Origin of the sequence: Serratia sp. CY55921 (genome assembly GCF_052167655.1) — a bacterium.
In the GTDB taxonomy this organism is placed as follows: Bacteria; Pseudomonadota; Gammaproteobacteria; order Enterobacterales; family Enterobacteriaceae; genus Serratia; species Serratia ureilytica.
On record NZ_JBJNMU010000001.1, the window covers coordinates 634,987 to 656,488 of the forward strand.

A 21,502-nucleotide genomic window follows, 5' to 3' on the forward strand; every position below is an offset into this window, starting at 1 on the left:
CTGTCACGAATTGAGACAGGGGCTGACGAAAGATTTAACAAAGTTTACACAAAGGCACGATTTGTGCAGTCTACAATAGAGCTCTGCATTTGCAAAATAGCCTTGTGGATCAATGCTCAATTCGTTAACTCGCTCACGATCTGGTTTTTTATTATCTAAAACATATGGATACGACCAGATCTTTTTTTATCCCAAATTATTGGGAAAATGGTAATACCAAATAATAAATCTGTAACACTTAAGTCAACGTGTTTATAAAACAACTCTTTTTTTCCGTGAAAAAAGTCACTGAGTATTTTTTATCCTTACCATTCGTTAGTTAAAGATGATCAAATATATAAATTTACCGAATGTTAATTCGGATGATTCCTATTTGGCCGGCGTGAAAAGCCCGCGGTACGGGCCTCCGACGGTGAGTCTGAATGGTTGATAAAGCAGCAATTGATGCGGTTAGCGCGGAAGGGGATCGAGGGAAATCCGGCTTATCAGGTCACAGAGCCAGATTAAGGCCGGGTCGCGTTGCGCCTGTCGGCCGGCGATCAGCTCAATGGGGAAAGGCGCGATGGCCAACTCCTCAGGCAGCGGGAGAATACGTACGCGTTGCGGATCGGAAAAACGCCGGGCCACGCTGGCGGCCAGGGTGGCGATCAGATCGCTGTCGGCGACCACCGCCGGCAGGGCGACAATGTGTGAAAAGGTCACGGCGACGCGCCGCTGGCCGCCGATTTCCGCCAGGCGGCGGTCGACCAAGCCTCTGGCGGAGCCGTCGTCAGCCGGCGCGTACAGCCCGTGCGGCAGGCTGAGGTAGCGGGCCAGATCCCAGCGGCCATCCGCCAATTGCGGGTGTGAACGGCTGGCGATACAGACCAGATGCTCTTCAAACAACGTGCGCACATAGTGACTTTCCGCCCCGGAAAGATGCCCTCCCAGCGCGACATCCACCTCCCCGCTATCCAACTGACGGTAAATATTGCGGCGATCCAGACGCGAAACGCGAATATCGATGCCGGGTGCCGCCTGACGCAAACGGCTGATGATGGCGGGCAGCAGCAAGATATCCGCATAGTCGCCGGCGGCCAGCGTAAAACGCCGCTGCCCGGCGGTGGCCGGATCGAAACGGGCAGGGGGCGCCAACGCCAGATGGATTTGCTCAAGCACCCGCTGTATCTGCGGCATAAGCTGGTGGGCGCGCGGCGTGGGCGCCATGCCGCCGCCGCTGCGGACAAACAGCGGATCGTTGAGCAGAATGCGCAGTCGCGCCAATGCATTGCTGACGGAAGGTTGCGCGCGGTTAAGACGCCGGCCTGCGGCGGTGACGTTACGAGTCTGATACAGCGCTTCAAACACCACCAGTAAATTGAGATCGACGTTGGCTAAATTCATTTTATGAATACTCTATATACAGATAATCCATTTCCAGAATCTTACAGCGTTCCCTAGGCTGGTAGCACACGAATTTAGCCTTCAATCAGGGGAAATGATGAACAAAGTGTTAATCACCGGCATTGAGCCGTTCGACGGTGACGCGGTGAACCCTTCCTGGCAGGTCGCGCAGGCATTGGCCGGAGAGCGTATCGCCGGCGCGGAGATCGCGGTGCTCGAGTTGCCGTGCGTATTGGGCGTGGCCAACCAGCAGCTGATCGCGGCGATTGAGGCATTGCAGCCGCTGGCGGTGATCTGTCTGGGGCTGGCCGGCGGCCGAGCCGAAATATCCCTGGAACGGGTAGCCATCAATTTGATCGATGCCCGCATTCCCGACAATGCCGGTAAACAGCCGATTGACGTGCCGGTGGTTGCCGGCGGGCCGGTGGGCTATTTCAGTACGCTGCCCGTCAAGGCCGCGGTGCAGCAACTGCGCCGGCAGGGGATCCCGGCGGGCGTTTCTTACACGGCGGGCACCTATAACTGCAACCATATTTTTTATGGTCTGCGTCACTATCTGGAGACGCAGCATTCGCGGGCCAGGGGCGGATTTGTGCACATTCCGTACAGCCATGAACTTGCGGCGGTGCATCCGGGCAAGCCGAGTATGGCGCTGGCGACGATGGTGGAAGCGGTGCGCACTCTCGTGCAGGTGACGCTCACGGTAGAGGAAGATGTGCAATTCGGCGACGGTGCCGTGCATTGACAAGCAGGGCGTGGCGCGCCACGCCCTGATGCGCGTTATTCGTCAGCGACGCGGATCACCAGTTTGCCGAAGTTTTTGCCCTGCAGCAGGCCGATAAAGGCCTGCGGCGCCTGCTCCAGCCCATCGACGATGTCCTCGCGGAACTTGATCTTTCCTTGTTCGACCCAACTGCTCATCTGTTGCAGGAATTCATCAAAGCGTGAACCGTAATCGTCGAAGATGATAAAGCCCTGCATGCGGATACGTTTACGTAAGATCAGCCCTTCCAGCAACGGTAAGCGGTCCGGCCCGGCGGGTAACCCGGTGGCATTGTAATGGGCGATGATGCCGCAGACCGGAATGCGCGCTTTGGCGTTCAACAGCGGCAACACGGCGTCGAATACGGCGCCGCCGACGTTCTCATAATAGATGTCGATGCCCTGCGGACAGGCGGCGGCCAGCTGTTCGGCAAAGTCGGGGGCGCGGTGATCGATACAGGCGTCGAAACCCAACTCTTCCACCACATAGCGGCATTTGTCCGCACCGCCGGCAACGCCGACGACGCGGCAGCCTTTCAGTTTGCCGATTTGGCCGACCACTGAACCGACCGCGCCGCTGGCGGCGGCGACCACCAGCGTTTCACCCGCCTGCGGTTGGCCGATGTCGAGCAACCCCATGTAAGCGGTAAAACCGGGCATGCCCAGCACGCCGAGCAAGCGGGAAGGGTGCGGCAAGTGTGGGCCGAGATTGCGCAGGCCGCTGCCGTCAGACAGGGCGTAATCCTGCCAGCCGTCATAACCCAACACCCAATCGCCGACGTTGAAATCGGGATGCTGTGAAGCCGCCACGCGCGATACCGTGCCGCCCACCATGACCTGACCGATCTCCACCGGCGGCGCGTAGGAGGGGGCATCGCTCATGCGCCCGCGCATATAAGGATCCAGCGACAGATATACGGTGCGCAGCAGCAGCTGGCCGGCCTCGGGTTGTGGCACGGCGACCGTGTCGAGACGGAAGTTCGCCGCCGTCGGTTCGCCGTGCGGACGCGAAGCCAGCAGGAAGCGGCGGTTCTGTTGAGAAGGGGACATCGAAAGCTCCTTTGCGTTGCGACAAACAAGATTCGTTAAGCCTAGTCCAGGGGCGGCAAGGCAACGTTACCGAATGTGCTTAGCCTTAGAGCGGAACGATCAGCACGTCGATATGGCTGATATTGATAAAGCGGGCGGCGGAACAGGAGACCTTATTCATCATGCCGTCGCGATGATTGCCGCAGAGCAGCAGGTCGAACGGCTGATGCCGGCTGGCGTATTCCAGGCTGTCGCCAAGCTCGCCATGCACGATAAGGGTATCGGCGATCGGGTAGCCGGCGCGTTGGCGCAGTTCCTCCATAAACAGCCGGGTTTCCTCTTCCATCAGCGTGCGCAAATCGGCCAGCATCGGCCCGGCGAAATTATTGTACATTTCCGGATTGGCGAGGGTGCTTAACAGGGTGATGTTGCCGCCGTAGGGGCGGACGATAGAGACGGCCTTTTCCACCAGGCGATGGCTGTCAGGCGCGACGGCGACGGTAACCAGAACGTTTTGATACCCCATATTCCACTCCTTGTTGCATCCGTCGTGTTTCAGGCTGCCGCGTCGGGGCCTTGGATGAAATGCTGCGCTCGGATAAAGGGTAGAACCTGGCGGGGGGAATAAATGTGTTTCGCATCACGCGCGGCAATAAAAGCTGAGTTTGCTCCGGTTATATAGCAATAAAAGATAAAACCGTTGCCGCACGTAATTTCACTGAATTAAAGCACCTGCGCCCACAGCGTTTTCGGCACCTTGCCCAGATCGAACAATTTACCGGCAACCAGCTCGGCGCGACGGTGGTCGGCAGCACGGTACATATTGCTCATTTCTGTATCGTTTTCAATGGAATAGTTCAGTTTGTCGTACACCTTCTCCAGGCTGTCCAAAGAGGAGCATTTACGGAATGTCAGCAGATATTCGAGCGTATCGGTCATGATTAAAATATAGCCTGTTAATAGTTAAAGCCGGGTGAATAACACATAGCGGCTCACGGCGACGCCGTCGAGGCAGCGATGTACGACCTGACAAAAATCATTTCAAGTGAATAAATTGCACTGGGTAATAATGTGACGCCGCCCGTGGCGGCGCTGGGATAAATCATAATATGCAAGTGCGCCATCAGCAATCTCATCCTGCTGATAAATGAAGAAATAGGGAAAGTCTCAGGGCGATGCGTCACGAACGAGAAGCTTAAGCGTCGACGTTTCGCTGCATGCAAGCGCGCGAAGCCGCGCTCGCTCTCCTTTGGCGGCGTTTTTTTCGCCTGTCCGGAGGGCGCTCGCAGCACGAGGCGATGTATGTTGCCGCTGTCGGCATTGAAACTACGCCTGTTTGGCCTGCGCGATTATGGCAAGTAAAACAAAACTGCGTTTTATTTTATTGCAATGAAACTATGGGGCGCGGGAATTTTAATAACGTCTGGAACGGCGTGGTAATTAATGCGCCGGCAAAAAAGAAATAAAAAAACGCTAAAGCTTTAGGATGTGCTGCCGATATGTCGTTTTGGGGCAATTTAACGTTAAAAAAACATTCTTGCGCCGCGCTAATACGGAAACATATCGTTACGTCTATTGGCTTGTTCACTACGCCAGCGAATCATTGATAAGCCATAATCACCTGATGTTGAAAATTAGAACAACCCTCTGCGGAGGGTTTAAGTCAAATCCGATAGCTAATAACCTTATAGTTTACATTGGTTATTTTTCACCTGGGATATTTTTTAGCGGCTAAAATGGTTATTTATACTAAGATTGTTGCCTATATGCAGATTTTTGTTCTGTTATTTTGGTTTGGTGATGGTTTTGTTCGAATTGATCTAAAAAAGATAATTTTTTGGCTGATAAACATTGTTTTTAAGACGTTTTTTTACCTAAGGCGATTTTATGAGCAAAATGCGGGTCATAAAATGTGCGAATTTAGGGGTATTTGGCTTAATTATTTTTTATTTTTGTGATCTATGTCACATTGTATTTAAAATTGCCTCTCACTTACATTGTGTGTGCTAATGGTTCGGGGGTAGAGTTGCGCTGCTTTAGGAATAATCTTATTAAATTTGTAAAAATAGTTTCATGGTGACTAAACACTATCGAAGCAGAATGCTGTACATCCATACACGTTGGTTTACGCTCGTAGCAAATACTGAACAGTGGTCGAATTTAGCGATTGGCGAAAATTATAGCAGTCGTTTTTGAGAGATTAATTTGCCAACTTTGGGAAACAACCCAGGTCACGGGCGATAAAATTTATCACCCAGCGTATGTTTTTAAACATAGTCTGTCGGGATGGGGAATATGGGTACGTCTGAATTACTTAAGCATATTTATGACATCAATTTGTCATATTTACTTTTAGCACAGCGTTTGATCAACGATGAAAAAGCGTCCGCGATGTTCCGCCTTGGTATTGATGAGACCATGGCCGATGCGTTGGCGCAGCTGACTTTGCCGCAAATGGTCAAACTGGCCGAGACCAACCAGCTGGTTTGCCACTTCCGCTTTAACGATCACCAGACCATCGAACGCCTGACCAAAGAGTCGCGCGTCGACGATCTGCAACAAATCCATACCGGCATTTTGCTATCAAGCCATTTACTGCAAGAGCTATCGAGTAAAGACGCTAGCCCGACGAAGAAAAGAGCCTGATGATGGTTGAGAAAAGCATTGTTCAAGAAGCCAAGGACATTCAGCTCGCCATGGAGCTGATTTCGCTGGGGGCCCGTTTGCAGATGCTGGAGAGTGAAACCCAGCTCAGCCGCGGGCGCTTGATTAAACTTTACAAGGAGTTGCGCGGCAGCCCGCCGCCAAAAGGAATGTTGCCGTTCTCAACCGACTGGTTTATGACTTGGGAACAGAATATTCATTCCTCGATGTTTTATAACGCCTACCTGTTTCTGATGAAAAGCGGACAGTGCAGCGGGGTGGAAGCGGTGATCAAAGCCTATCGCCTCTACCTGGAGCAGTGCCCGCAGCAGGCTGGCGAGGCGCCGTTGCTGGCGTTGACCCGCGCCTGGACGCTGGTGCGCTTCGTCGACAGCGGGATGTTGCAGCTCTCCGCTTGCAGCTGCTGCGGCGGCGCATTTATCACCCACGCGCACCAGCCGCTGAACGGTTTCATCTGCAGTTTATGCCAACCCCCATCCCGCGCCGTAAAAAGACGTAAACTTTCGCCGCAACTGGCCGATATTATTCCTCAACTGCTGGACGAGCAGGTCAAACGCGCCATTTGAGCCGCCACGTTGCCGGCTCTCGGCAATGAATACCGACGTGTGATACGCAGGGGCGGCATGCCGCCCCCAGACATGCAGCCTGGTCTGTCGCGCCAGGGCGCGTTTGCCCCACCTTCCATCCACATTGTTAATTTAAGGAATGCGTGTGCTAGTTATTTTGGGTTATCTCGTGGTATTGGGTGCGGTGTTTGGCGGCTACCTGATCGTGGGCGGTCATCTCGGTGCGTTATATCAGCCGGCGGAGTTTCTGATTATCGGCGGGGCGGGGGTCGGCGCTTTCATCGTCGGCAACAACGGCAAGGCGATCAAAGCGACGCTGCGCGCCCTGCCGCGCCTGATGCGCCGTTCCAAATACAACAAAGATCTGTATATGGATCTGATGGCGTTGCTGTTCCGTCTGCTGGCCAAATCGCGTCAGCAGGGCATGCTGTCGCTCGAGTTCGATATCGATAATCCGCAAGAAAGTGAAATTTTCTCTAATTATCCGCGCATCCTTGCCGATAACACCCTGGTGGAGTTCATTACCGACTATTTACGGCTGATGGTGAGCGGCAATATGAATGCGTTCGAGATCGAAGCGCTGATGGACGAAGAGATCGAAACCTACGAGCAGGAAAGCGAAGTGCCCGCCGGCAGTCTGGCGATGGTGGGCGACTCCTTGCCGGCGTTCGGCATCGTCGCGGCGGTGATGGGGGTGGTGCACGCCCTGGCTTCGGCTGACCGTCCGGCCGCTGAACTGGGCGCGCTGATCGCTAACGCCATGGTCGGTACTTTCCTCGGCATTTTGCTGGCCTACGGCTTCATCTCGCCGCTGGCGACGTTGCTGCGTCAGAAGAGCGCCGAAAACGTCAAGATGATGCAGTGCATCAAAGTCACGCTGTTGTCGAGCCTGAACGGTTACGCGCCGCAGATCGCGGTCGAGTTCGGCCGTAAAACGCTGTATACCACCGAACGTCCTTCTTTCGTTGAGCTGGAAGAACACGTGCGCCGCGTGAAAGCGCCGGCGCAGCAGGCGACGGAAGAAGAAGAAGCATGAAACAGAATCATCCGGTCGTTTTGGTCAGAAAGCGCAAGTCGCATCATGCCGCCCATCACGGCGGCTCCTGGAAGATCGCTTATGCCGACTTTATGACGGCGATGATGGCGTTCTTCCTGGTGATGTGGCTGCTGGCGATCGCCAGCCCGCAGGAGCTGACGCAAATCGCCGAATACTTCCGCACGCCGCTCAAGGTTGCCCTGACCAGCGGCGACAAGAGCAGTTCCGAAAGCAGCCCCATTCCTGGCGGCGGCGACGATCCAACGCAACAGCATGGCCTAGTGAAAAAACAGGTCGATTCGCCGGACTCGCGCGCCGAAGAGCTGCGCCTGAACAAGCTGCGTGAAAAGCTGGATGAGTTGATTGAGTCCGATCCGCGCCTGAAGGCGCTGCGTCCACATCTGTTGATCAACATGATGGACGAAGGGCTGCGCATCCAGATTATCGATAGCCAGAACCGGCCGATGTTCAAAACCGGCAGCGCGCAGGTCGAGAGCTACATGCGCGATATTCTGCGCGCGATAGCGCCGATCCTTAACGACTTGCCGAACAAAATCAGCCTGTCCGGCCACACCGATGACATCCCTTACGCCACCGGCGAACGCGGCTACAGCAACTGGGAACTGTCGGCCGATCGCGCCAACGCGTCGCGTCGCGAGCTGATCGCCGGCGGCCTGGCGGAAGGCAAAGTGCTGCGGGTGGTAGGCATGGCGGCCACCATGAGCCTGAAACAGCATGGCGCCGATGATGCGATTAACCGCCGCATCACCGTACTGGTGTTGAACAAGCAAACGCAAGAGGGCATCGAGCACGAAAATGCCGAAAGCAACGCGCTGGATATTGCCCAGCCGGACAGCCTGAAGCAGCTGGCGCCGTCGGCGACCGCGCCGGCCAGCCAAACGCCGGAATCCTCGACGACAGCCCCGGAACCCGCGGCACCAACGCCGAGCGTTCCCCCGCAGGCGTCCCCGGCGATAGCCCCGGCCGACCAGGCGCCGGAACCACCGGCGGCCGCACCCGCACCGACTAACCGCGACTCACAGCCAGAGGTGACCCCGTGAGCATGGACATTAGCGATTTTTATCAGACCTTCTTTGATGAGGCGGACGAGTTGCTGGCCGACATGGAGCAACACCTGCTGGAGCTGGATCCGCTGGCCCCCGATATCGAGCCGTTGAACGCCATCTTCCGCGCGGCGCATTCGATCAAGGGCGGCGCGGCGACCTTTGGTTTTTCGGTGCTGCAGGAAACCACCCACCTGCTGGAGAACCTGCTGGACGGTGCAAGACGCCAGGAAATGAGCCTGAGCACCGAGATTATCAACCTGTTTCTGGAAACCAAAGACATTATGCAGGAGCAACTGGACGCCTATAAAACCTCGCAACAGCCTGACGCTGAAAGCTTTGAATACATTTGCCAGGCGCTGCGTCAGCTGGCGTTGGAAGCGCAACAGCAGCAGGAGGCGCCTGCGGCTCAACCCGCCGTTCAGCAGCCGGTCGCTCAGCCATCGGCCGCGCCGGCGGCGATCGAAGGCGGCATGCGCATCAGCCTGAACGGGCTGAAAGCCAGTGAAATCCCCTTGATGTTGGAAGAGCTGGGCAACCTCGGCGAAGTTAAAGACCCGCATCAGACGGAACACAGCCTCGACGTGACGTTGCTCACCTCCGCCAGCGAAGACGACATCAGCGCCGTGCTGTGCTTCGTGCTGGAACCGGAACAAATCAGCTTCTCGACGCCGACGCAAAGCGCGCCGGCCGTCGCGGAGGCGAACTTGCCGGAGACGGTCGCCGTGCCGGAACCGGCGCCGGTCGCCAGCGCCGTGTCGCCTGCCGCCAAACCGGCGGCCGCAGCGGCGGAAGCGCCGAAAGCGCGCGCCAAGGCGAGCGAATCCACCAGCATTCGCGTAGCGGTGGAAAAGGTGGATCAGCTGATCAACCTGGTGGGCGAGCTGGTGATCACCCAGTCGATGCTGGCGCAACGTTCCGGCACGCTGGATCCGGTGAACCACGGCGATCTGCTGAACAGCATGAGCCAGCTGGAGCGTAACGCACGCGATCTCCAGGAGTCGGTGATGTCGATCCGCATGATGCCGATGGAATACGTCTTCAGCCGCTACCCGCGTCTGGTGCGCGATCTGGCCGGCAAGCTGAACAAACAGGTGGAGCTGACGCTGCAGGGCAGCTCAACCGAACTGGATAAGAGCCTGATCGAACGGATTATTGACCCGTTGACGCACCTGGTGCGCAACAGCCTCGATCACGGTATCGAAGAGCCGGCCACCCGCATCGCCGCCGGCAAGTCGGCGGTGGGCAATCTGGTGCTGTCGGCCGAACACCAGGGTGGCAACATCTGTATTGAGGTCATCGACGACGGCGCCGGTCTGAACCGCGAAAAAATTCTCGCCAAGGCCGCTTCGCAAGGGCTGGCGGTGAGCGACAGCATGAGCGACGAAGAGGTCGGCATGCTGATCTTCGCGCCGGGCTTCTCCACCGCCGAGCAGGTGACCGACGTTTCCGGCCGCGGCGTCGGCATGGACGTGGTGAAAAGAAATATTCAGGAGATGGGCGGCCACGTCGAGATCCGTTCGCAGGCCGGTAAAGGCACCACCATCCGCATTCTGCTGCCGTTGACGCTGGCGATCCTCGACGGCATGTCGGTCAAAGTGAACGACGAAGTCTTTATTCTGCCGCTGAACGCGGTGATGGAATCGCTGCAGCCGCAGGCGGAAGACTTGCACCCGCTGGCCGGCGGCGAACGCGTGCTGCAGGTGCGCGGCGAATACCTGCCGCTGGTGGAACTGTATCGGGTATTCGAAGTGGAAGGCGCCAAAACCGACGCCACCCAGGGCATTGTGGTGATCCTGCAAAGCGCCGGCCGCCGCTATGCGTTGCTGGTGGATCAGCTGATTGGCCAGCATCAGGTGGTGGTGAAGAATCTGGAAAGCAACTACCGCAAAGTGCCGGGCATTTCCGCCGCGACCATTTTGGGCGACGGCAGCGTGGCCTTGATCGTCGATGTCTCGGCGTTGCAAACCTTGAACCGTGAAAAGCGTCTGACGGACGCCGCCGCATAATAATGAGTTTATTGATTTAAAAGGTGAATGATATGGCAGGATTGGCAGCCGTCAGCAAATTGGCTGGCGAAACGGTAGGGCAAGAGTTTCTGATTTTTACCCTGGGCAACGAGGAGTACGGCATCGACATCCTCAAGGTGCAGGAAATTCGCGGCTACGATCAGGTGACCCGCATCGCCAACACCCCGGCGTTCATCAAGGGCGTCACCAACCTGCGCGGCGTGATTGTTCCCATCATCGATCTGCGGGTGAAATTCTCCCAGCAGAGCGTTTCCTACGATGAGAACACCGTGGTGATCGTGTTGAACTTTGGCCAGCGCGTGGTGGGCATCGTGGTTGACGGCGTCTCCGACGTGCTGTCATTGACCGCCGAGCAGATCCGTCCGGCGCCGGAGTTCGCGGTGACCCTGGCGACCGAATACCTCACCGGCCTCGGTTCGCTGGGCGAGCGCATGTTGATCCTGGTGGATATCGAAAAGCTGCTGAGCAGCGAAGAGATGTCGCTGGTCGACAGCGTGGCGAAAAGCGTCTGATCCAAGACTCAAGGGGGCAGGGCGCTGCCCCCTTCAACCTTCACGTTCCCTGACCTGTCGCGATGCCGCCCGCCGCGCCCGGAACCCCTACTAAAAATAGTTACTTTCCCGCATAAAGTTTTGCCGCGCTGCGCCGATAACTCTCACATTCAACGTCATCAGAGCCTGTCTGCGCGGGCTTCAACAAGGGAAATCATGTTAAATCGTATGAAGGTGGTCACCAGCCTGTTGCTGGTGTTGGTGCTGTTTGGCGCCTTGCAGTTGATTTCGGGCGGACTCTTTTTCTCCTCGCTGAAAAGCGATAAGGAAAACTTTACCGTCCTGCAAACTATTCGTCAGCAGCAGCTGCAGCTGAGCGAAAGCCGCGTTGACCTGCTGCAGGCGCGCAACTCCCTGAACCGTGCCGGTATTCGCTACATGATGGATACCAACAAGATCGGCAGCGGCGCCACCATTGATGAACTGCTGGCCAAGGCGAAGGAAGAGCTGGGCGAAGCGGAAAGACACTATGCCGCGTACGAGAAAATCCCTCAGGACCCGCGTCAGGATCCTCAGGCGGCGGAACGCCTCAAGCATCAGTACGATGTGCTGTACGGCGCGCTCTCCGAGCTGATCCAACTGCTGGGCGAAGGCAAAATCAACGCGTTCTTCGATCAACCTACGCAGAGTTACCAGGACAACTTTGAGCAGAGCTACAACGTTTACCTGGAGCAAAACGGCAAGCTGTACCAAATCGCGGTCGACGGCAGCAACAGCTCATACAACTCGGCCATCTGGACGCTGATCGTGATCCTGGTGGTGGTGCTGGCGGTGATCGTACTGGTCTGGACTGGTATCCATCACATCCTGGTACGCCCGCTGAACCGCATGATCGAGCACATCAAACAGATCGCCGCCGGCGACCTGACTCAGCAGATCGTCGTCAACAGCCGCAACGAAATGGGCGTGCTGGCGGCCAGCCTGAAACACATGCAAGGCGAACTGATTGAAACCGTCAGCGGCGTGCGCCAGGGCGCAGACGCCATCTACAGCGGCGCGTCCGAAATCGCCGCGGGCAACAACGATCTCTCTTCCCGCACCGAGCAGCAGGCCGCGTCGCTGGAAGAGACCGCCGCCAGCATGGAACAGCTGACCGCGACGGTGAAACAGAACGCCGAAAACGCGCGTCAGGCTTCGCAACTGGCGCTGAGCGCCTCTGAAACCGCGCAGAAAGGCGGCAAGGTCGTGGCTAACGTGGTGCAGACCATGCATGACATCGCCGGCAGCTCGCAGAAGATCGCCGATATCACCGGCGTGATCGACGGCATTGCCTTCCAGACTAACATCCTGGCGCTGAACGCCGCGGTGGAAGCGGCGCGCGCCGGCGAGCAGGGCCGTGGCTTCGCGGTGGTGGCCGGTGAAGTGCGTAACCTGGCGCAGCGCAGCGCACAGGCGGCGAAAGAGATCAAAGGCCTGATCGAAGATTCGGTCAGCCGCGTCGATATGGGTTCCGTGCTGGTCGAGAGCGCCGGGGAAACCATGGGCGACATCGTCAACGCCGTCACCCGCGTGACCGACATCATGGGCGAAATCGCCTCGGCGTCGGACGAGCAGAGCCGCGGCATCGATCAGGTTGGCCAGGCGGTGGCGGAAATGGACCGCGTCACCCAGCAGAACGCCTCGTTGGTGGAAGAATCCGCCTCGGCGGCGGCGGCGCTGGAAGAACAGGCCAGCATGCTGACCCAGTCGGTAGCGGTATTCCGTCTGAGGCAGGAAGGCCAGGAAGAATTTAAAGCGCCTGTCACCAGCAAGGCGACGGTAACACCGGTAATCAATCATAAGAAAATGAACGCCAGCGATCTGCAGGATAACTGGGAAACGTTCTGACCGGTATCGGGCCTCTCTCGCAGAGGCCCTTTTCCCTACGTAGGCCGGTCGCCGGCCGGCTGCAAGGAGGTTCAAGTGTTTAACCGAATCCGTATCTCTACCAGCTTATTCCTGTTGTTGATGACCTTCTGCATTCTGCAGTTGGCCAGCAGCGGCCTGTCGTATTCCGCGTTTCGCTCCGATAACCACAACCTCGACATCATCACCCTCGGCAGCCAGCAGCGCGATTCGCTCAGCCTGAGCTGGGTGTCGCTGTTGCAGGCGCGCAATACGCTGAACCGCGCCGGCACCCGCGCGGCGCTGAAACTGCCGCAGGAGCAGGTGAACGAGCTGATGAGCAACGCCCGCAGTTCGCTGCAGAAGGCCGATCTCTATTTCAATCAGTTTATGGCGGTTGAACGCAGCAGTGAACAGCAGAACCAGCAGACGGCCACCACCAAGGCCAGCTACGAGCGGCTGCGCGGCGCGCTGCGCGAGCTGATCGGTTTCCTGGAAAAGGGCGAGCTGCAGGCGTTTATGGATCAGCCGACGCAGAAAACCCAGGACCTGTTCGAGGCCGACTTCGTGCAGTACCTGCAGTTGGTGAACGGTGACATCAGCGAGGCCAGAGACGCTAATCAGTTCTCCTTCACGCTGGCGGGCCTGATGCTGGCGGGGGCGGTATTGATGCTGATCGTGGTGACCGGCAGCGCCATGTGGTGGTTGCGCACCATGCTGATACAGCCGCTGAACCAAATCCGCAGCCACTTTGAACGCATCGCCGCCGGCGATCTGGCGACGCCGATTCAGGTGTATGGCCGTAATGAAATCAGCATGCTGTTCGCCAGCCTGCAACGCACGCAGCAGTCGCTGATCGGCACCGTCGGCGCGGTGCGCGACGGGGCGGAGTCGATTCTGATCGGCCTGCAGGAGATCGCCGAAGGCAACAACGATCTCTCTTCCCGCACCGAGCAGCAGGCCGCGTCGCTGGAAGAAACCGCCGCCAGCATGGAACAGCTGACCGCGACGGTGAAACAGAACGCCGACAATGCGCGGCAGGCGTCTCAGCTGGCGCGCGACGCTTCGGCCACTGCGGCTAAGGGCGGCGAACTGGCCGGTGACGTGGTCACCACCATGCACGATATTGCCAACAGTTCGCAGAAAATCGGCGCCATCACCAGCGTGATCGACGGCATCGCCTTCCAGACCAACATTCTGGCGCTCAATGCGGCGGTGGAAGCGGCGCGCGCCGGCGAACAGGGGCGGGGTTTCGCGGTGGTCGCCGGTGAAGTGCGCAACCTGGCGAGCCGCAGCGCGCAGGCGGCGAAAGAGATCAAGGTGCTGATCGACGAATCGGTCAGCCGCGTCAAACACGGCTCGGTGCTGGTGGAAAACTCCGGCGCCACCATGCAGGACATTGTGCGTTCGGTAACTCGCGTGACCGACATCATGGGCGAGATCGCGTCGGCTTCGGATGAACAAAGCCGCGGCATCGAACAGGTGACGCAGGCGGTGACCCAGATGGACCAGGTTACCCAGCAGAACGCTGCGCTGGTGGAAGAGTCCGCTTCTGCCGCCACCGCGCTGGAAGAGCAGGCCATTACCCTGGCCGACGCGGTCGCGGTATTCCGTCTGGCGGACGATAACGTCGTCGCGCCAGGTAACAGCAACAACGCAGTTTCACCCGTGGTAAAGGAAGCCCAAGATTGTTAAACCGCATAAACAGCACGTTTTTCTCCGGTGAGGCGGCATGAAACAGGCGCCGTCAACTTCTAACCGGGATACTGCGTCGATGTTGACGCAAATGGTGCAGCGCCTGCCGCTGTCGGACGTGCATTTTCGCCGTATCAGCCAGTTGATTTATCAACGCGCCGGCATCGTGCTGGCGGAGCATAAGCGCGAGATGGTTTACAACCGCCTGGTGCGCCGGTTGCGGCTGCTGGGATTGCACGATTTCGGCGATTATCTGGCGCTGCTGGAAAGCGATCCGAACAGCGCGGAGTGGCAGGCGTTCATTAACGCATTGACCACCAACCTGACGGCATTTTTCCGCGAGGCGCATCACTTCCCGATCCTGGCGGAGCATGCGCGCTCGCGGCCGAACGGCTACAGCGTCTGGAGCACTGCGGCCTCGACCGGCGAAGAGCCGTATTCGATCGCCATCACGCTGAGCGATGCCCTGGGGCAGCGGGCCGGCAGTTGCCAGGTCTGGGCCAGCGACATCGACACGCAGGTGTTGGAAAAAGCGGAAGCGGGCGTTTACCGCCAGGAAGATCTGCGCACCCTGACGCCGACCCAAATGCAGCGCTATTTTTTGCGCGGCACCGGGCCGCATCAGGGGCTGGTGCGCGTGCGGCCGGAACTGGCGGCGCGGGTGAACTTCCAGCCGTTGAACCTGCTGGCGCCGGAATGGGCGCTGCCGGGGCAATTTGACGCCATTTTTTGCCGCAACGTCATGATCTATTTCGATAAGGCGACGCAGGAGCGCATCCTGCGCCGCTTCGTTCCCTTGCTTAAGCCGGGGGGGCTGATGTTCGCCGGCCACTCCGAGAACTTCAGCCAGATCAGCCGGGATTTCTACTTGCGTGGGCAGACCGTGTATGGGCTGACCAAGGAGAGGTAATGAGTAAAATCAGAGTGTTATGCGTAGACGATTCGGCACTGATGCGTCAGCTGATGACGGAAATCGTGAACGGCCATCCCGATATGGAAATGGTGGCGACCGCGCCGGATCCGCTGGTGGCGCGCGATCTGATCAAAAAATTTAATCCTCAGGTGCTGACGCTGGACGTCGAGATGCCACGCATGGACGGGCTGGATTTCCTCGAGAAGCTGATGCGCCTGCGGCCGATGCCGGTAGTGATGGTTTCTTCGCTGACCGGTAAAGGCTCGGAGATCACGCTGCGTGCGCTGGAGCTGGGCGCGGTGGATTTCGTCACCAAACCGCAGCTCGGCATTCGCGAGGGCATGTTGGCCTACAGCGAACTGATCGCCGAGAAGATCCGCACCGCCGCCAGAGCGCGCCTGCCGCAGCGATCCAGCAGCCCGGCGCCGGCGATCCTCAGCCATGCGCCGCTGCTGAGCAGTGAAAAACTGATCGCCATCGGCGCTTCCACCGGCGGCACCGAAGCGATCCGCCAGGTGCTGCAGCCGCTGCCGGCCACCAGTCCGGCGCTGCTGATCACCCAGCACATGCCGCCGGGTTTCACCCGTTCGTTCGCCGAACGGCTGAACAAGCTGTGCCAGATCACGGTGAAAGAAGCGGAGGACGGCGAGCGTGTGCTGCCGGGCCACGCTTACATCGCCCCGGGGGACCGCCACCTGGAGCTGGCGCGCAGCGGCGCCAACTATCAGGTGAAGCTGCATGACGGCCCGGCGGTCAACCGCCATCGTCCGTCGGTCGACGTGCTGTTCCGCTCGGTAGCGCAATATGCCGGCCGCAATGCGGTGGGGGTGATCCTCACCGGCATGGGGAACGACGGGGCGGCGGGGATGCTGGAGATGCACCGCGCCGGGGCCTATACCCTGGCGCAGAACGAGGCGAGCTGTGTGGTGTTCGGCATGCCGCGCGAGGCGATCGCCGGCGGCGGCGTGAGCGAAGTGGTCGAGTTGGACAGGATGAGCCAGCGCATGCTGGCGCAGATTTCCGGCGGCCAGGCATTGCGCATTTGATTTCAGTCCGCAGGGTTTGCCCGGCGGCGATATGACCTACGGTCGCCGCGCGGCGGCCTGCGGTTTTGCATCATTAAACGGTTAACTATTTCAGGAGTAACAATGGCAGACAAGAACCTCAGATTTCTGGTTGTGGACGACTTCTCCACCATGCGCCGCATCGTCAGAAATTTGCTGAAAGAGCTGGGCTTCAACAACGTCGAAGAAGCTGAAGATGGCGCAGATGCGCTGAACAAGCTGCGCGCCGGCGGTTTCGACTTCGTGGTGTCCGACTGGAACATGCCGAACATGGACGGGCTCGAACTGTTGCAGACCATCCGCGCCGATAGCGCGCTGGCCGCGATGCCGGTGCTGATGGTGACGGCGGAAGCCAAGAAAGAAAATATCATCGCGGCGGCGCAGGCCGGCGCCAGCGGTTATGTAGTGAAACCTTTTACGGCGGCGACGCTGGAAGAAAAGCTCAACAAGATTTTTGAAAAATTGGGCATGTAAGGAGAGGGCGATGAGAGACATTCCAATGCCTGCCAGCGATGCAGCGACCGCGGGAGAGATCATCTCCCGCATCGGCCAACTGACCCGAATGCTGCGCGACAGCATGCGCGAACTGGGGCTCGATCAGGCGATTGCCCAGGCGGCAGAGGCGATCCCGGATGCGCGCGACCGTCTTGACTATGTCGTAACCATGACGGCGCAGGCGGCGGAACGGGCGTTGAACTGCGTGGAGGCGGCGCAACCGCGCCAGGCGGAGCTGGAGTCCGGCGCCAACGCGTTGAAAGGGCGCTGGGACGAGTGGTTCGCCAATCCCATCGAACTGGACGACGCGCGTTCTCTGGTCAACGACACGCGTCAGTATCTGGATCAGGTGCCGGGCCATACGGCCTTCACCAACGCTCAGCTGCTGGAAATCATGATGGCGCAGGACTTCCAGGATCTGACCGGTCAGGTGATCAAGCGCATGATGGACGTGGTGCAGGAGATCGAAAAGCAGCTGCTGATGGTGCTGATGGAAAACATGCCGGAGCAGCCGGTGAAGGAAAAACGGCCGAACGACAGCCTGCTGAACGGCCCGCAGCTCGACCAGAACGGCGTCGGCGTGATCGCCAACCAGGCGCAGGTCGACGATCTGCTCGACAGCCTCGGTTTCTGAGGCCTTTCGGGGCGCGCGACGGCGCGCCCCGACAACAAGCCACGCAGTTTTGGTCTCATCCCCTAAATAACCCGCCTTTTTCCCCGTTGTTCCGCCAATGACATCGCCAATTTTTTGGCATGCTGACCGCCATTCTTTACCCTCCCGACACAGGAACGGCGTTTCGTGGCTGAAGACAGCGATCTGGAAAAAAGCGAGGCCCCCACGCCCCACAGGCTGGAGAAGGCGCGTGAAGACGGCCAGATCCCGCGCTCCCGCGAGCTGACCTCGGTGCTGATGTTGCTCTCGGGCCTGGCGATCATCCTGATGTCCGGCAGCAACATGGCGCAACAGCTGGCGGCGATGCTCACGCAAGGGCTGAACTTTGACCACGGCATGGTCAGTAACGACAAGCAGATGCTTCGCCAACTGGGCATGTTGCTGCGTCAGGCGGTGCTGGCGCTGCTGCCGATCATGGCGGGGCTGGTGCTGGTAGCGCTCGCCGCGCCAATGCTGTTGGGGGGCATCTTGTTCAGCGGCAAGTCGATCAAGTTCGATATGAAGCGGCTAAACCCTCTGTCCGGGTTGAAACGCATCTTTTCCAGCCAGGTGTTGGCCGAGCTGCTGAAAGGGATCCTGAAAGCGACGTTGGTCGGCTGGGTCACCGGCCTCTATCTATGGCACAACTGGGCGGCGATGCTGCATCTGATGACCCAGCAGCCGCTCGATGCGCTGGGCAATGCGCTGCAGATGATCCTGTTCTGCGGTTTTCTGGTGGTGCTGGGGCTGACGCCGATGGTGGCGTTCGACGTGTTCTATCAGCTGTGGAGCCACTTCAAAAAGCTGAAGATGACCAAGCAGGATATTCGCGACGAATTCAAAGACCAGGAAGGGGACCCGCACGTCAAGGGGCGCATTCGCCAGCAGCAGCGGGCGATCGCCCGGCGCCGCATGATGGCCGACGTGCCTAAGGCGGACGTGATCGTCACCAACCCGACGCACTACGCCGTCGCGTTGCAGTACAACGACAAGAAAATGAGTGCGCCGAAGGTGCTGGCCAAGGGGGCCGGCGAAATCGCCTTGCGCATTCGTGAGCTCGGTGCGGAGCACCGCATTCCGATGCTGGAGGCGCCGCCGCTGGCGCGCGCGCTGTATCGGCACAGCGAGATTGGACAACACATTCCGGCCACCCTGTATGCCGCGGTCGCCGAAGTGCTGGCCTGGGTATACCAACTGCGCCGCTGGCGGCGCGAGGGCGGCCTGATCCCGAAAAAACCTGAACGTTTACCGGTGCCGGAAGCACTGGATTTTGCGAGAGAGAGTGACTCTGATGGCTAATTTGGCCTCCCTGCTTCGTTTGCCGGGCAATTTTAAAGATACGCAGTGGCAGGTGCTGGCCGGCCCGGTGCTGATCCTGCTGATTTTGTCGATGATGGTGTTGCCGCTGCCGGCGTTTATCCTCGACCTGCTGTTTACCTTCAACATCGCGCTGTCGATCATGGTGCTGCTGGTGGCGATGTTCACCCAGCGTACGCTCGAGTTCGCCGCTTTCCCGACCATCCTGCTGTTCTCCACATTGCTGCGTTTGTCGCTCAACGTCGCCTCGACGCGCATCATCTTGCTGGAAGGCCACACCGGTTCCGCCGCCGCCGGGCGCGTGGTGGAAGCCTTCGGCCACTTCCTGGTGGGGGGTAACTTCGCCATCGGCATCGTGGTGTTCATCATCCTGGTGCTGATCAACTTTATGGTAATTACCAAAGGTGCAGGGCGTATCGCCGAAGTGGGCGCGCGCTTCGTGCTGGACGGCATGCCGGGTAAACAGATGGCGATCGACGCCGATTTGAACGCCGGATTGATTGGCGAAGACGAAGCGAAGAAACGCCGCGCCGAAGTGACCCAGGAGGCCGATTTTTACGGCTCGATGGACGGCGCCAGTAAATTCGTGCGCGGCGACGCCATCGCCGGCCTGATGATCATGGTGCTGAACGTGGTCGGCGGCCTGTTGGTCGGCGTGGTGCAACACGGCATGGAACTGGGGGCGGCGGCGGAAAGCTATACGCTGCTGACCATCGGTGACGGCCTGGTGGCGCAGATCCCGGCATTGGTGATCTCCACCGCCGCCGGTGTCATCGTCACCCGCGTCGCGACCGATCAGGATGTCGGCGAGCAGATGGTGGGCCAGCTGTTCAACAATCCGCGCGTGATGCTGCTGAGCGCCGGGGTGCTGGGCCTGTTGGGACTGGTGCCGGGCATGCCGAACCTGGTGTTCCTGCTGTTTACCGCGGCTCTGCTGGGCCTCGCCTGGTGGCTGCGCGGCCGTGAACAACAGGCGCCGAAAACGGTGGAAGATCCGGTGATGCCGGAGAATCCGCAGGCCGCCGAGGCCAGCTGGGCCGACGTGCAGTTGGAAGATCCGCTGGGGATGGAAGTGGGCTACCGGTTGATTCCGATGGTCGATTTTCAACAGAACGGCGAGCTGCTTGGGCGTATCCGCGGGATCCGCAAGAAATTCGCCCAGGACATGGGTTATCTGCCGCCGGTGGTGCACATTCGCGACAACCTGGAACTGCCGCCAGCCAGCTATCGCATCCTGATGAAAGGCGTCGAGATCGGCAGCGGTGAAGCGCAGCCGGGCCGCTGGCTGGCGATCAACCCCGGCAATGCCGTGGGCGAGCTGGCGGGAGACAAAACCGTCGATCCCGCCTTCGGGCTGGAAGCGGTGTGGATAGACAGCGCCTTGCGCGAACAGGCGCAAATCCAGGGCTTTACCGTGGTGGAAGCCAGCACCGTGGTGGCGACGCACCTCAATCACCTGATAGGGCAGTTCGCCAGCGAGCTGTTCGGCCGCCAGGAGACCCAACAGCTGTTGGATCGCGTGTCGCAGGAGATGCCGAAGCTGACCGAAGACTTCGTGCCGGGCGTGGTGTCACTGACGACGCTGCACAAGGTGCTGCAAAATCTGCTCGCCGAGCGCGTGTCCATCCGCGATATGCGCACCATCGTCGAAACGCTGGCGGAACATGCCCCGGCGCAGAGCGATCCTTACGAATTGACCACCGTGGTGCGGGTGGCGCTGGGCCGGGCGATCACGCAGCAGTGGTTCCCGGGCAACGGCGAGATTCAGGTTATCGGCTTGGATACCCAGCTGGAGCGCCTGTTGCTGCAGGCGTTGCAGGGCGGCGGCGGTCTGGAGCCGGGGCTGGCTGACCGTCTGCTGGAGCAGGCGCGTCAGGCGCTGCAACGGCAAGAGATGCTCAGCGCGCCGCCGGTGCTGTTGGTTAACCATGCGCTGCGTCCTTTACTGGCGCGCTTCCTGCGTCGCAGCCTGCCGCAGCTCGTGGTGCTGTCCAACCTGGAGATCAACGACGATCGCCAGATTCGCATGACCTCGACCATTGGAGCCGCCTGATGAAACGCTGTCTGTCCTTGTTGTGTTTGCTGGCGCCGCTAGCCGCCGGCGCGGTGTCCGGCTCCTGGGTGGCTGAAGGGGCGGGGGTCACGCTGGAACAGGGCGGGATGCGCGATGAATCCGCCGGTTTGCGGCCGCCGAACGCGCTGCCGGATGCCAATGCGCGCATCACCAGCGTCAGCTGGCGCTACCGTTTGCTGGGGCCGGAGCCCGTGGGGCTGCAGGCCCAGCTTTGCACGGTAAACCGCTGCATTCCGCTCGGCGGCGGCAGCGGCAGCAGCATCGGTCTGCAGGGCGAGCCGGCCAATGCGGAATTGCGCTTTGTCTATTACGTGCAGTCGCAAGGCGGGCTGAATCCGCCGCTGCGGGTGATTGGCAATCAGGTGATCGTCAATTATCAGTAA

The 21,502-nt window shown here is 59.1% G+C and carries 21 protein-coding genes; 17 read left to right on the forward strand and 4 right to left on the reverse strand.

The genetic code is table 11. The features are described 5' to 3' along the window. Window positions 1-450: 450 nt before the first annotated feature. Complete coding sequence (locus ACJ8M3_RS02990) at window positions 451-1,383, reverse strand: LysR family transcriptional regulator (protein WP_129992908.1); 933 nt, start codon at window positions 1,381-1,383, stop codon at window positions 451-453. A gap of 97 nt (window positions 1,384-1,480) precedes the next feature. Here ACJ8M3_RS02990 and pcp point away from each other — a divergent pair, with 97 nt between their 5' ends. Beyond that, a complete protein-coding gene (gene pcp / locus ACJ8M3_RS02995) occupies window positions 1,481-2,128 on the forward strand; it encodes a pyroglutamyl-peptidase I (RefSeq protein ID WP_069100035.1) in 648 nt (215 codons plus the stop codon). Between the two features lie 35 nt (window positions 2,129-2,163). Here the strand turns inward: pcp and ACJ8M3_RS03000 are convergent, their stop codons facing one another. From ACJ8M3_RS03000 to ydgT, 3 genes are all read right to left on the reverse strand, one after another. Continuing rightward, on the reverse strand, window positions 2,164-3,195 hold the full coding sequence (locus ACJ8M3_RS03000) for an NADP-dependent oxidoreductase (protein WP_033650857.1): 1,032 nt from the start codon (window positions 3,193-3,195) through the stop codon (window positions 2,164-2,166). An 85-nt stretch (window positions 3,196-3,280) separates the two neighbouring features. Beyond that, complete coding sequence (gene uspC, locus ACJ8M3_RS03005) at window positions 3,281-3,700, reverse strand: universal stress protein UspC (protein ID WP_033643538.1); 420 nt, start codon at window positions 3,698-3,700, stop codon at window positions 3,281-3,283. Between the two features lie 197 nt (window positions 3,701-3,897). Beyond that, window positions 3,898-4,113 carry a transcription modulator YdgT gene (gene ydgT / locus ACJ8M3_RS03010; protein ID WP_004934895.1) on the reverse strand — a complete coding sequence of 72 codons (216 nt, stop codon included), beginning with the start codon at window positions 4,111-4,113 and terminating at the stop codon, window positions 3,898-3,900. A 278-nt stretch (window positions 4,114-4,391) separates the two neighbouring features. Here ydgT and ACJ8M3_RS03015 point away from each other — a divergent pair, with 278 nt between their 5' ends. The 16 genes from ACJ8M3_RS03015 to ACJ8M3_RS03090 all read left to right on the forward strand — a co-directional run bounded on the left by ACJ8M3_RS03015 (window position 4,392) and on the right by ACJ8M3_RS03090 (window position 21,502). Further along, window positions 4,392-4,640 carry a hypothetical protein gene (locus ACJ8M3_RS03015; RefSeq protein WP_127897182.1) on the forward strand — a complete coding sequence of 83 codons (249 nt, stop codon included), beginning with the start codon at window positions 4,392-4,394 and terminating at the stop codon, window positions 4,638-4,640. Window positions 4,641-5,469: 829 nt separating this feature from the next. Continuing rightward, complete coding sequence (flhD, locus tag ACJ8M3_RS03020) at window positions 5,470-5,820, forward strand: flagellar transcriptional regulator FlhD (RefSeq protein WP_033643537.1); 351 nt, start codon at window positions 5,470-5,472, stop codon at window positions 5,818-5,820. Beyond that, window positions 5,820-6,404 carry a flagellar transcriptional regulator FlhC gene (gene flhC, locus ACJ8M3_RS03025; RefSeq protein ID WP_016927281.1) on the forward strand — a complete coding sequence of 195 codons (585 nt, stop codon included), beginning with the start codon at window positions 5,820-5,822 and terminating at the stop codon, window positions 6,402-6,404. The genes flhD and flhC overlap by 1 nt, the downstream gene beginning before the upstream one ends. Window positions 6,405-6,549: 145 nt before the next feature. Then, the gene (gene motA / locus ACJ8M3_RS03030) at window positions 6,550-7,440 is read left to right on the forward strand and encodes a flagellar motor stator protein MotA (RefSeq protein WP_015378266.1); all 891 of its coding nucleotides are present in this window, start codon (window positions 6,550-6,552) and stop codon (window positions 7,438-7,440) included. After that, window positions 7,437-8,501, forward strand: coding sequence for a flagellar motor protein MotB (gene motB, locus ACJ8M3_RS03035; RefSeq protein WP_089197177.1), 1,065 nt, complete (start codon window positions 7,437-7,439; stop codon window positions 8,499-8,501). The genes motA and motB overlap by 4 nt, the downstream gene beginning before the upstream one ends. Then, window positions 8,498-10,513: a chemotaxis protein CheA gene (cheA, locus tag ACJ8M3_RS03040; RefSeq protein WP_089197176.1), complete on the forward strand. Its 2,016-nt coding sequence runs from the start codon at window positions 8,498-8,500 to the stop codon at window positions 10,511-10,513. The genes motB and cheA overlap by 4 nt, the downstream gene beginning before the upstream one ends. A 32-nt stretch (window positions 10,514-10,545) precedes the next feature. Continuing rightward, the gene (gene cheW / locus ACJ8M3_RS03045) at window positions 10,546-11,046 is read left to right on the forward strand and encodes a chemotaxis protein CheW (RefSeq protein ID WP_025303271.1); all 501 of its coding nucleotides are present in this window, start codon (window positions 10,546-10,548) and stop codon (window positions 11,044-11,046) included. Between the two features lie 195 nt (window positions 11,047-11,241). Continuing rightward, on the forward strand, window positions 11,242-12,912 hold the full coding sequence (gene tsr / locus ACJ8M3_RS03050) for a methyl-accepting chemotaxis protein (protein WP_033643534.1): 1,671 nt from the start codon (window positions 11,242-11,244) through the stop codon (window positions 12,910-12,912). Between the two features lie 75 nt (window positions 12,913-12,987). Then, a complete protein-coding gene (locus tag ACJ8M3_RS03055; protein ID WP_033650861.1) occupies window positions 12,988-14,604 on the forward strand; it encodes a methyl-accepting chemotaxis protein in 1,617 nt (538 codons plus the stop codon). 37 nt (window positions 14,605-14,641) lie between these two features. Further along, window positions 14,642-15,514 (forward strand): protein-glutamate O-methyltransferase CheR, encoded by an 873-nt coding sequence (cheR, locus tag ACJ8M3_RS03060; protein ID WP_025159837.1) that lies wholly within the window; start codon window positions 14,642-14,644, stop codon window positions 15,512-15,514. Next, on the forward strand, window positions 15,514-16,563 hold the full coding sequence (locus ACJ8M3_RS03065; RefSeq protein ID WP_033643532.1) for a protein-glutamate methylesterase/protein-glutamine glutaminase: 1,050 nt from the start codon (window positions 15,514-15,516) through the stop codon (window positions 16,561-16,563). The genes cheR and ACJ8M3_RS03065 overlap by 1 nt, the downstream gene beginning before the upstream one ends. Window positions 16,564-16,665: 102 nt before the next feature. Next, on the forward strand, window positions 16,666-17,055 hold the full coding sequence (gene cheY, locus ACJ8M3_RS03070) for a chemotaxis response regulator CheY (RefSeq protein ID WP_004934862.1): 390 nt from the start codon (window positions 16,666-16,668) through the stop codon (window positions 17,053-17,055). Window positions 17,056-17,065: 10 nt separating this feature from the next. Beyond that, window positions 17,066-17,710, forward strand: coding sequence for a protein phosphatase CheZ (gene cheZ / locus ACJ8M3_RS03075; RefSeq protein ID WP_004934858.1), 645 nt, complete (start codon window positions 17,066-17,068; stop codon window positions 17,708-17,710). A 165-nt stretch (window positions 17,711-17,875) separates the two neighbouring features. Then, window positions 17,876-19,027 carry a flagellar biosynthesis protein FlhB gene (gene flhB / locus ACJ8M3_RS03080; RefSeq protein ID WP_033640021.1) on the forward strand — a complete coding sequence of 384 codons (1,152 nt, stop codon included), beginning with the start codon at window positions 17,876-17,878 and terminating at the stop codon, window positions 19,025-19,027. Further along, on the forward strand, window positions 19,020-21,098 hold the full coding sequence (flhA, locus tag ACJ8M3_RS03085) for a flagellar biosynthesis protein FlhA (protein WP_033643531.1): 2,079 nt from the start codon (window positions 19,020-19,022) through the stop codon (window positions 21,096-21,098). The genes flhB and flhA overlap by 8 nt, the downstream gene beginning before the upstream one ends. Further along, window positions 21,098-21,502: a flagellar protein FlhE gene (locus tag ACJ8M3_RS03090; RefSeq protein WP_033643530.1), complete on the forward strand. Its 405-nt coding sequence runs from the start codon at window positions 21,098-21,100 to the stop codon at window positions 21,500-21,502. Before flhA ends, ACJ8M3_RS03090 begins: the two co-directional genes overlap by 1 nt.

Excerpts from the sequence above, each read along its gene's own strand:
- ACJ8M3_RS02990 (WP_129992908.1), bottom strand. The coding sequence starts at position 1,383 with ATGAATTTAGCCAACGTCGATCTCAATTTACTGGTGGTGTTTGAAGCG.
- pcp (WP_069100035.1), top strand. The coding sequence starts at position 1,481 with ATGAACAAAGTGTTAATCACCGGCATTGAGCCGTTCGACGGTGACGCG.
- ACJ8M3_RS03000 (WP_033650857.1), bottom strand. The coding sequence starts at position 3,195 with ATGTCCCCTTCTCAACAGAACCGCCGCTTCCTGCTGGCTTCGCGTCCG.
- uspC (WP_033643538.1), bottom strand. The coding sequence starts at position 3,700 with ATGGGGTATCAAAACGTTCTGGTTACCGTCGCCGTCGCGCCTGACAGC.
- ydgT (WP_004934895.1), bottom strand. The coding sequence starts at position 4,113 with ATGACCGATACGCTCGAATATCTGCTGACATTCCGTAAATGCTCCTCT.
- ACJ8M3_RS03015 (WP_127897182.1), top strand. The coding sequence starts at position 4,392 with ATGCAAGCGCGCGAAGCCGCGCTCGCTCTCCTTTGGCGGCGTTTTTTT.
- flhD (WP_033643537.1), top strand. The coding sequence starts at position 5,470 with ATGGGTACGTCTGAATTACTTAAGCATATTTATGACATCAATTTGTCA.
- flhC (WP_016927281.1), top strand. The coding sequence starts at position 5,820 with ATGATGGTTGAGAAAAGCATTGTTCAAGAAGCCAAGGACATTCAGCTC.
- motB (WP_089197177.1), top strand. The coding sequence starts at position 7,437 with ATGAAACAGAATCATCCGGTCGTTTTGGTCAGAAAGCGCAAGTCGCAT.
- cheW (WP_025303271.1), top strand. The coding sequence starts at position 10,546 with ATGGCAGGATTGGCAGCCGTCAGCAAATTGGCTGGCGAAACGGTAGGG.
- tsr (WP_033643534.1), top strand. The coding sequence starts at position 11,242 with ATGTTAAATCGTATGAAGGTGGTCACCAGCCTGTTGCTGGTGTTGGTG.
- cheR (WP_025159837.1), top strand. The coding sequence starts at position 14,642 with ATGAAACAGGCGCCGTCAACTTCTAACCGGGATACTGCGTCGATGTTG.
- ACJ8M3_RS03065 (WP_033643532.1), top strand. The coding sequence starts at position 15,514 with ATGAGTAAAATCAGAGTGTTATGCGTAGACGATTCGGCACTGATGCGT.
- cheY (WP_004934862.1), top strand. The coding sequence starts at position 16,666 with ATGGCAGACAAGAACCTCAGATTTCTGGTTGTGGACGACTTCTCCACC.
- cheZ (WP_004934858.1), top strand. The coding sequence starts at position 17,066 with ATGAGAGACATTCCAATGCCTGCCAGCGATGCAGCGACCGCGGGAGAG.
- flhA (WP_033643531.1), top strand. The coding sequence starts at position 19,020 with ATGGCTAATTTGGCCTCCCTGCTTCGTTTGCCGGGCAATTTTAAAGAT.
- ACJ8M3_RS03090 (WP_033643530.1), top strand. The coding sequence starts at position 21,098 with ATGAAACGCTGTCTGTCCTTGTTGTGTTTGCTGGCGCCGCTAGCCGCC.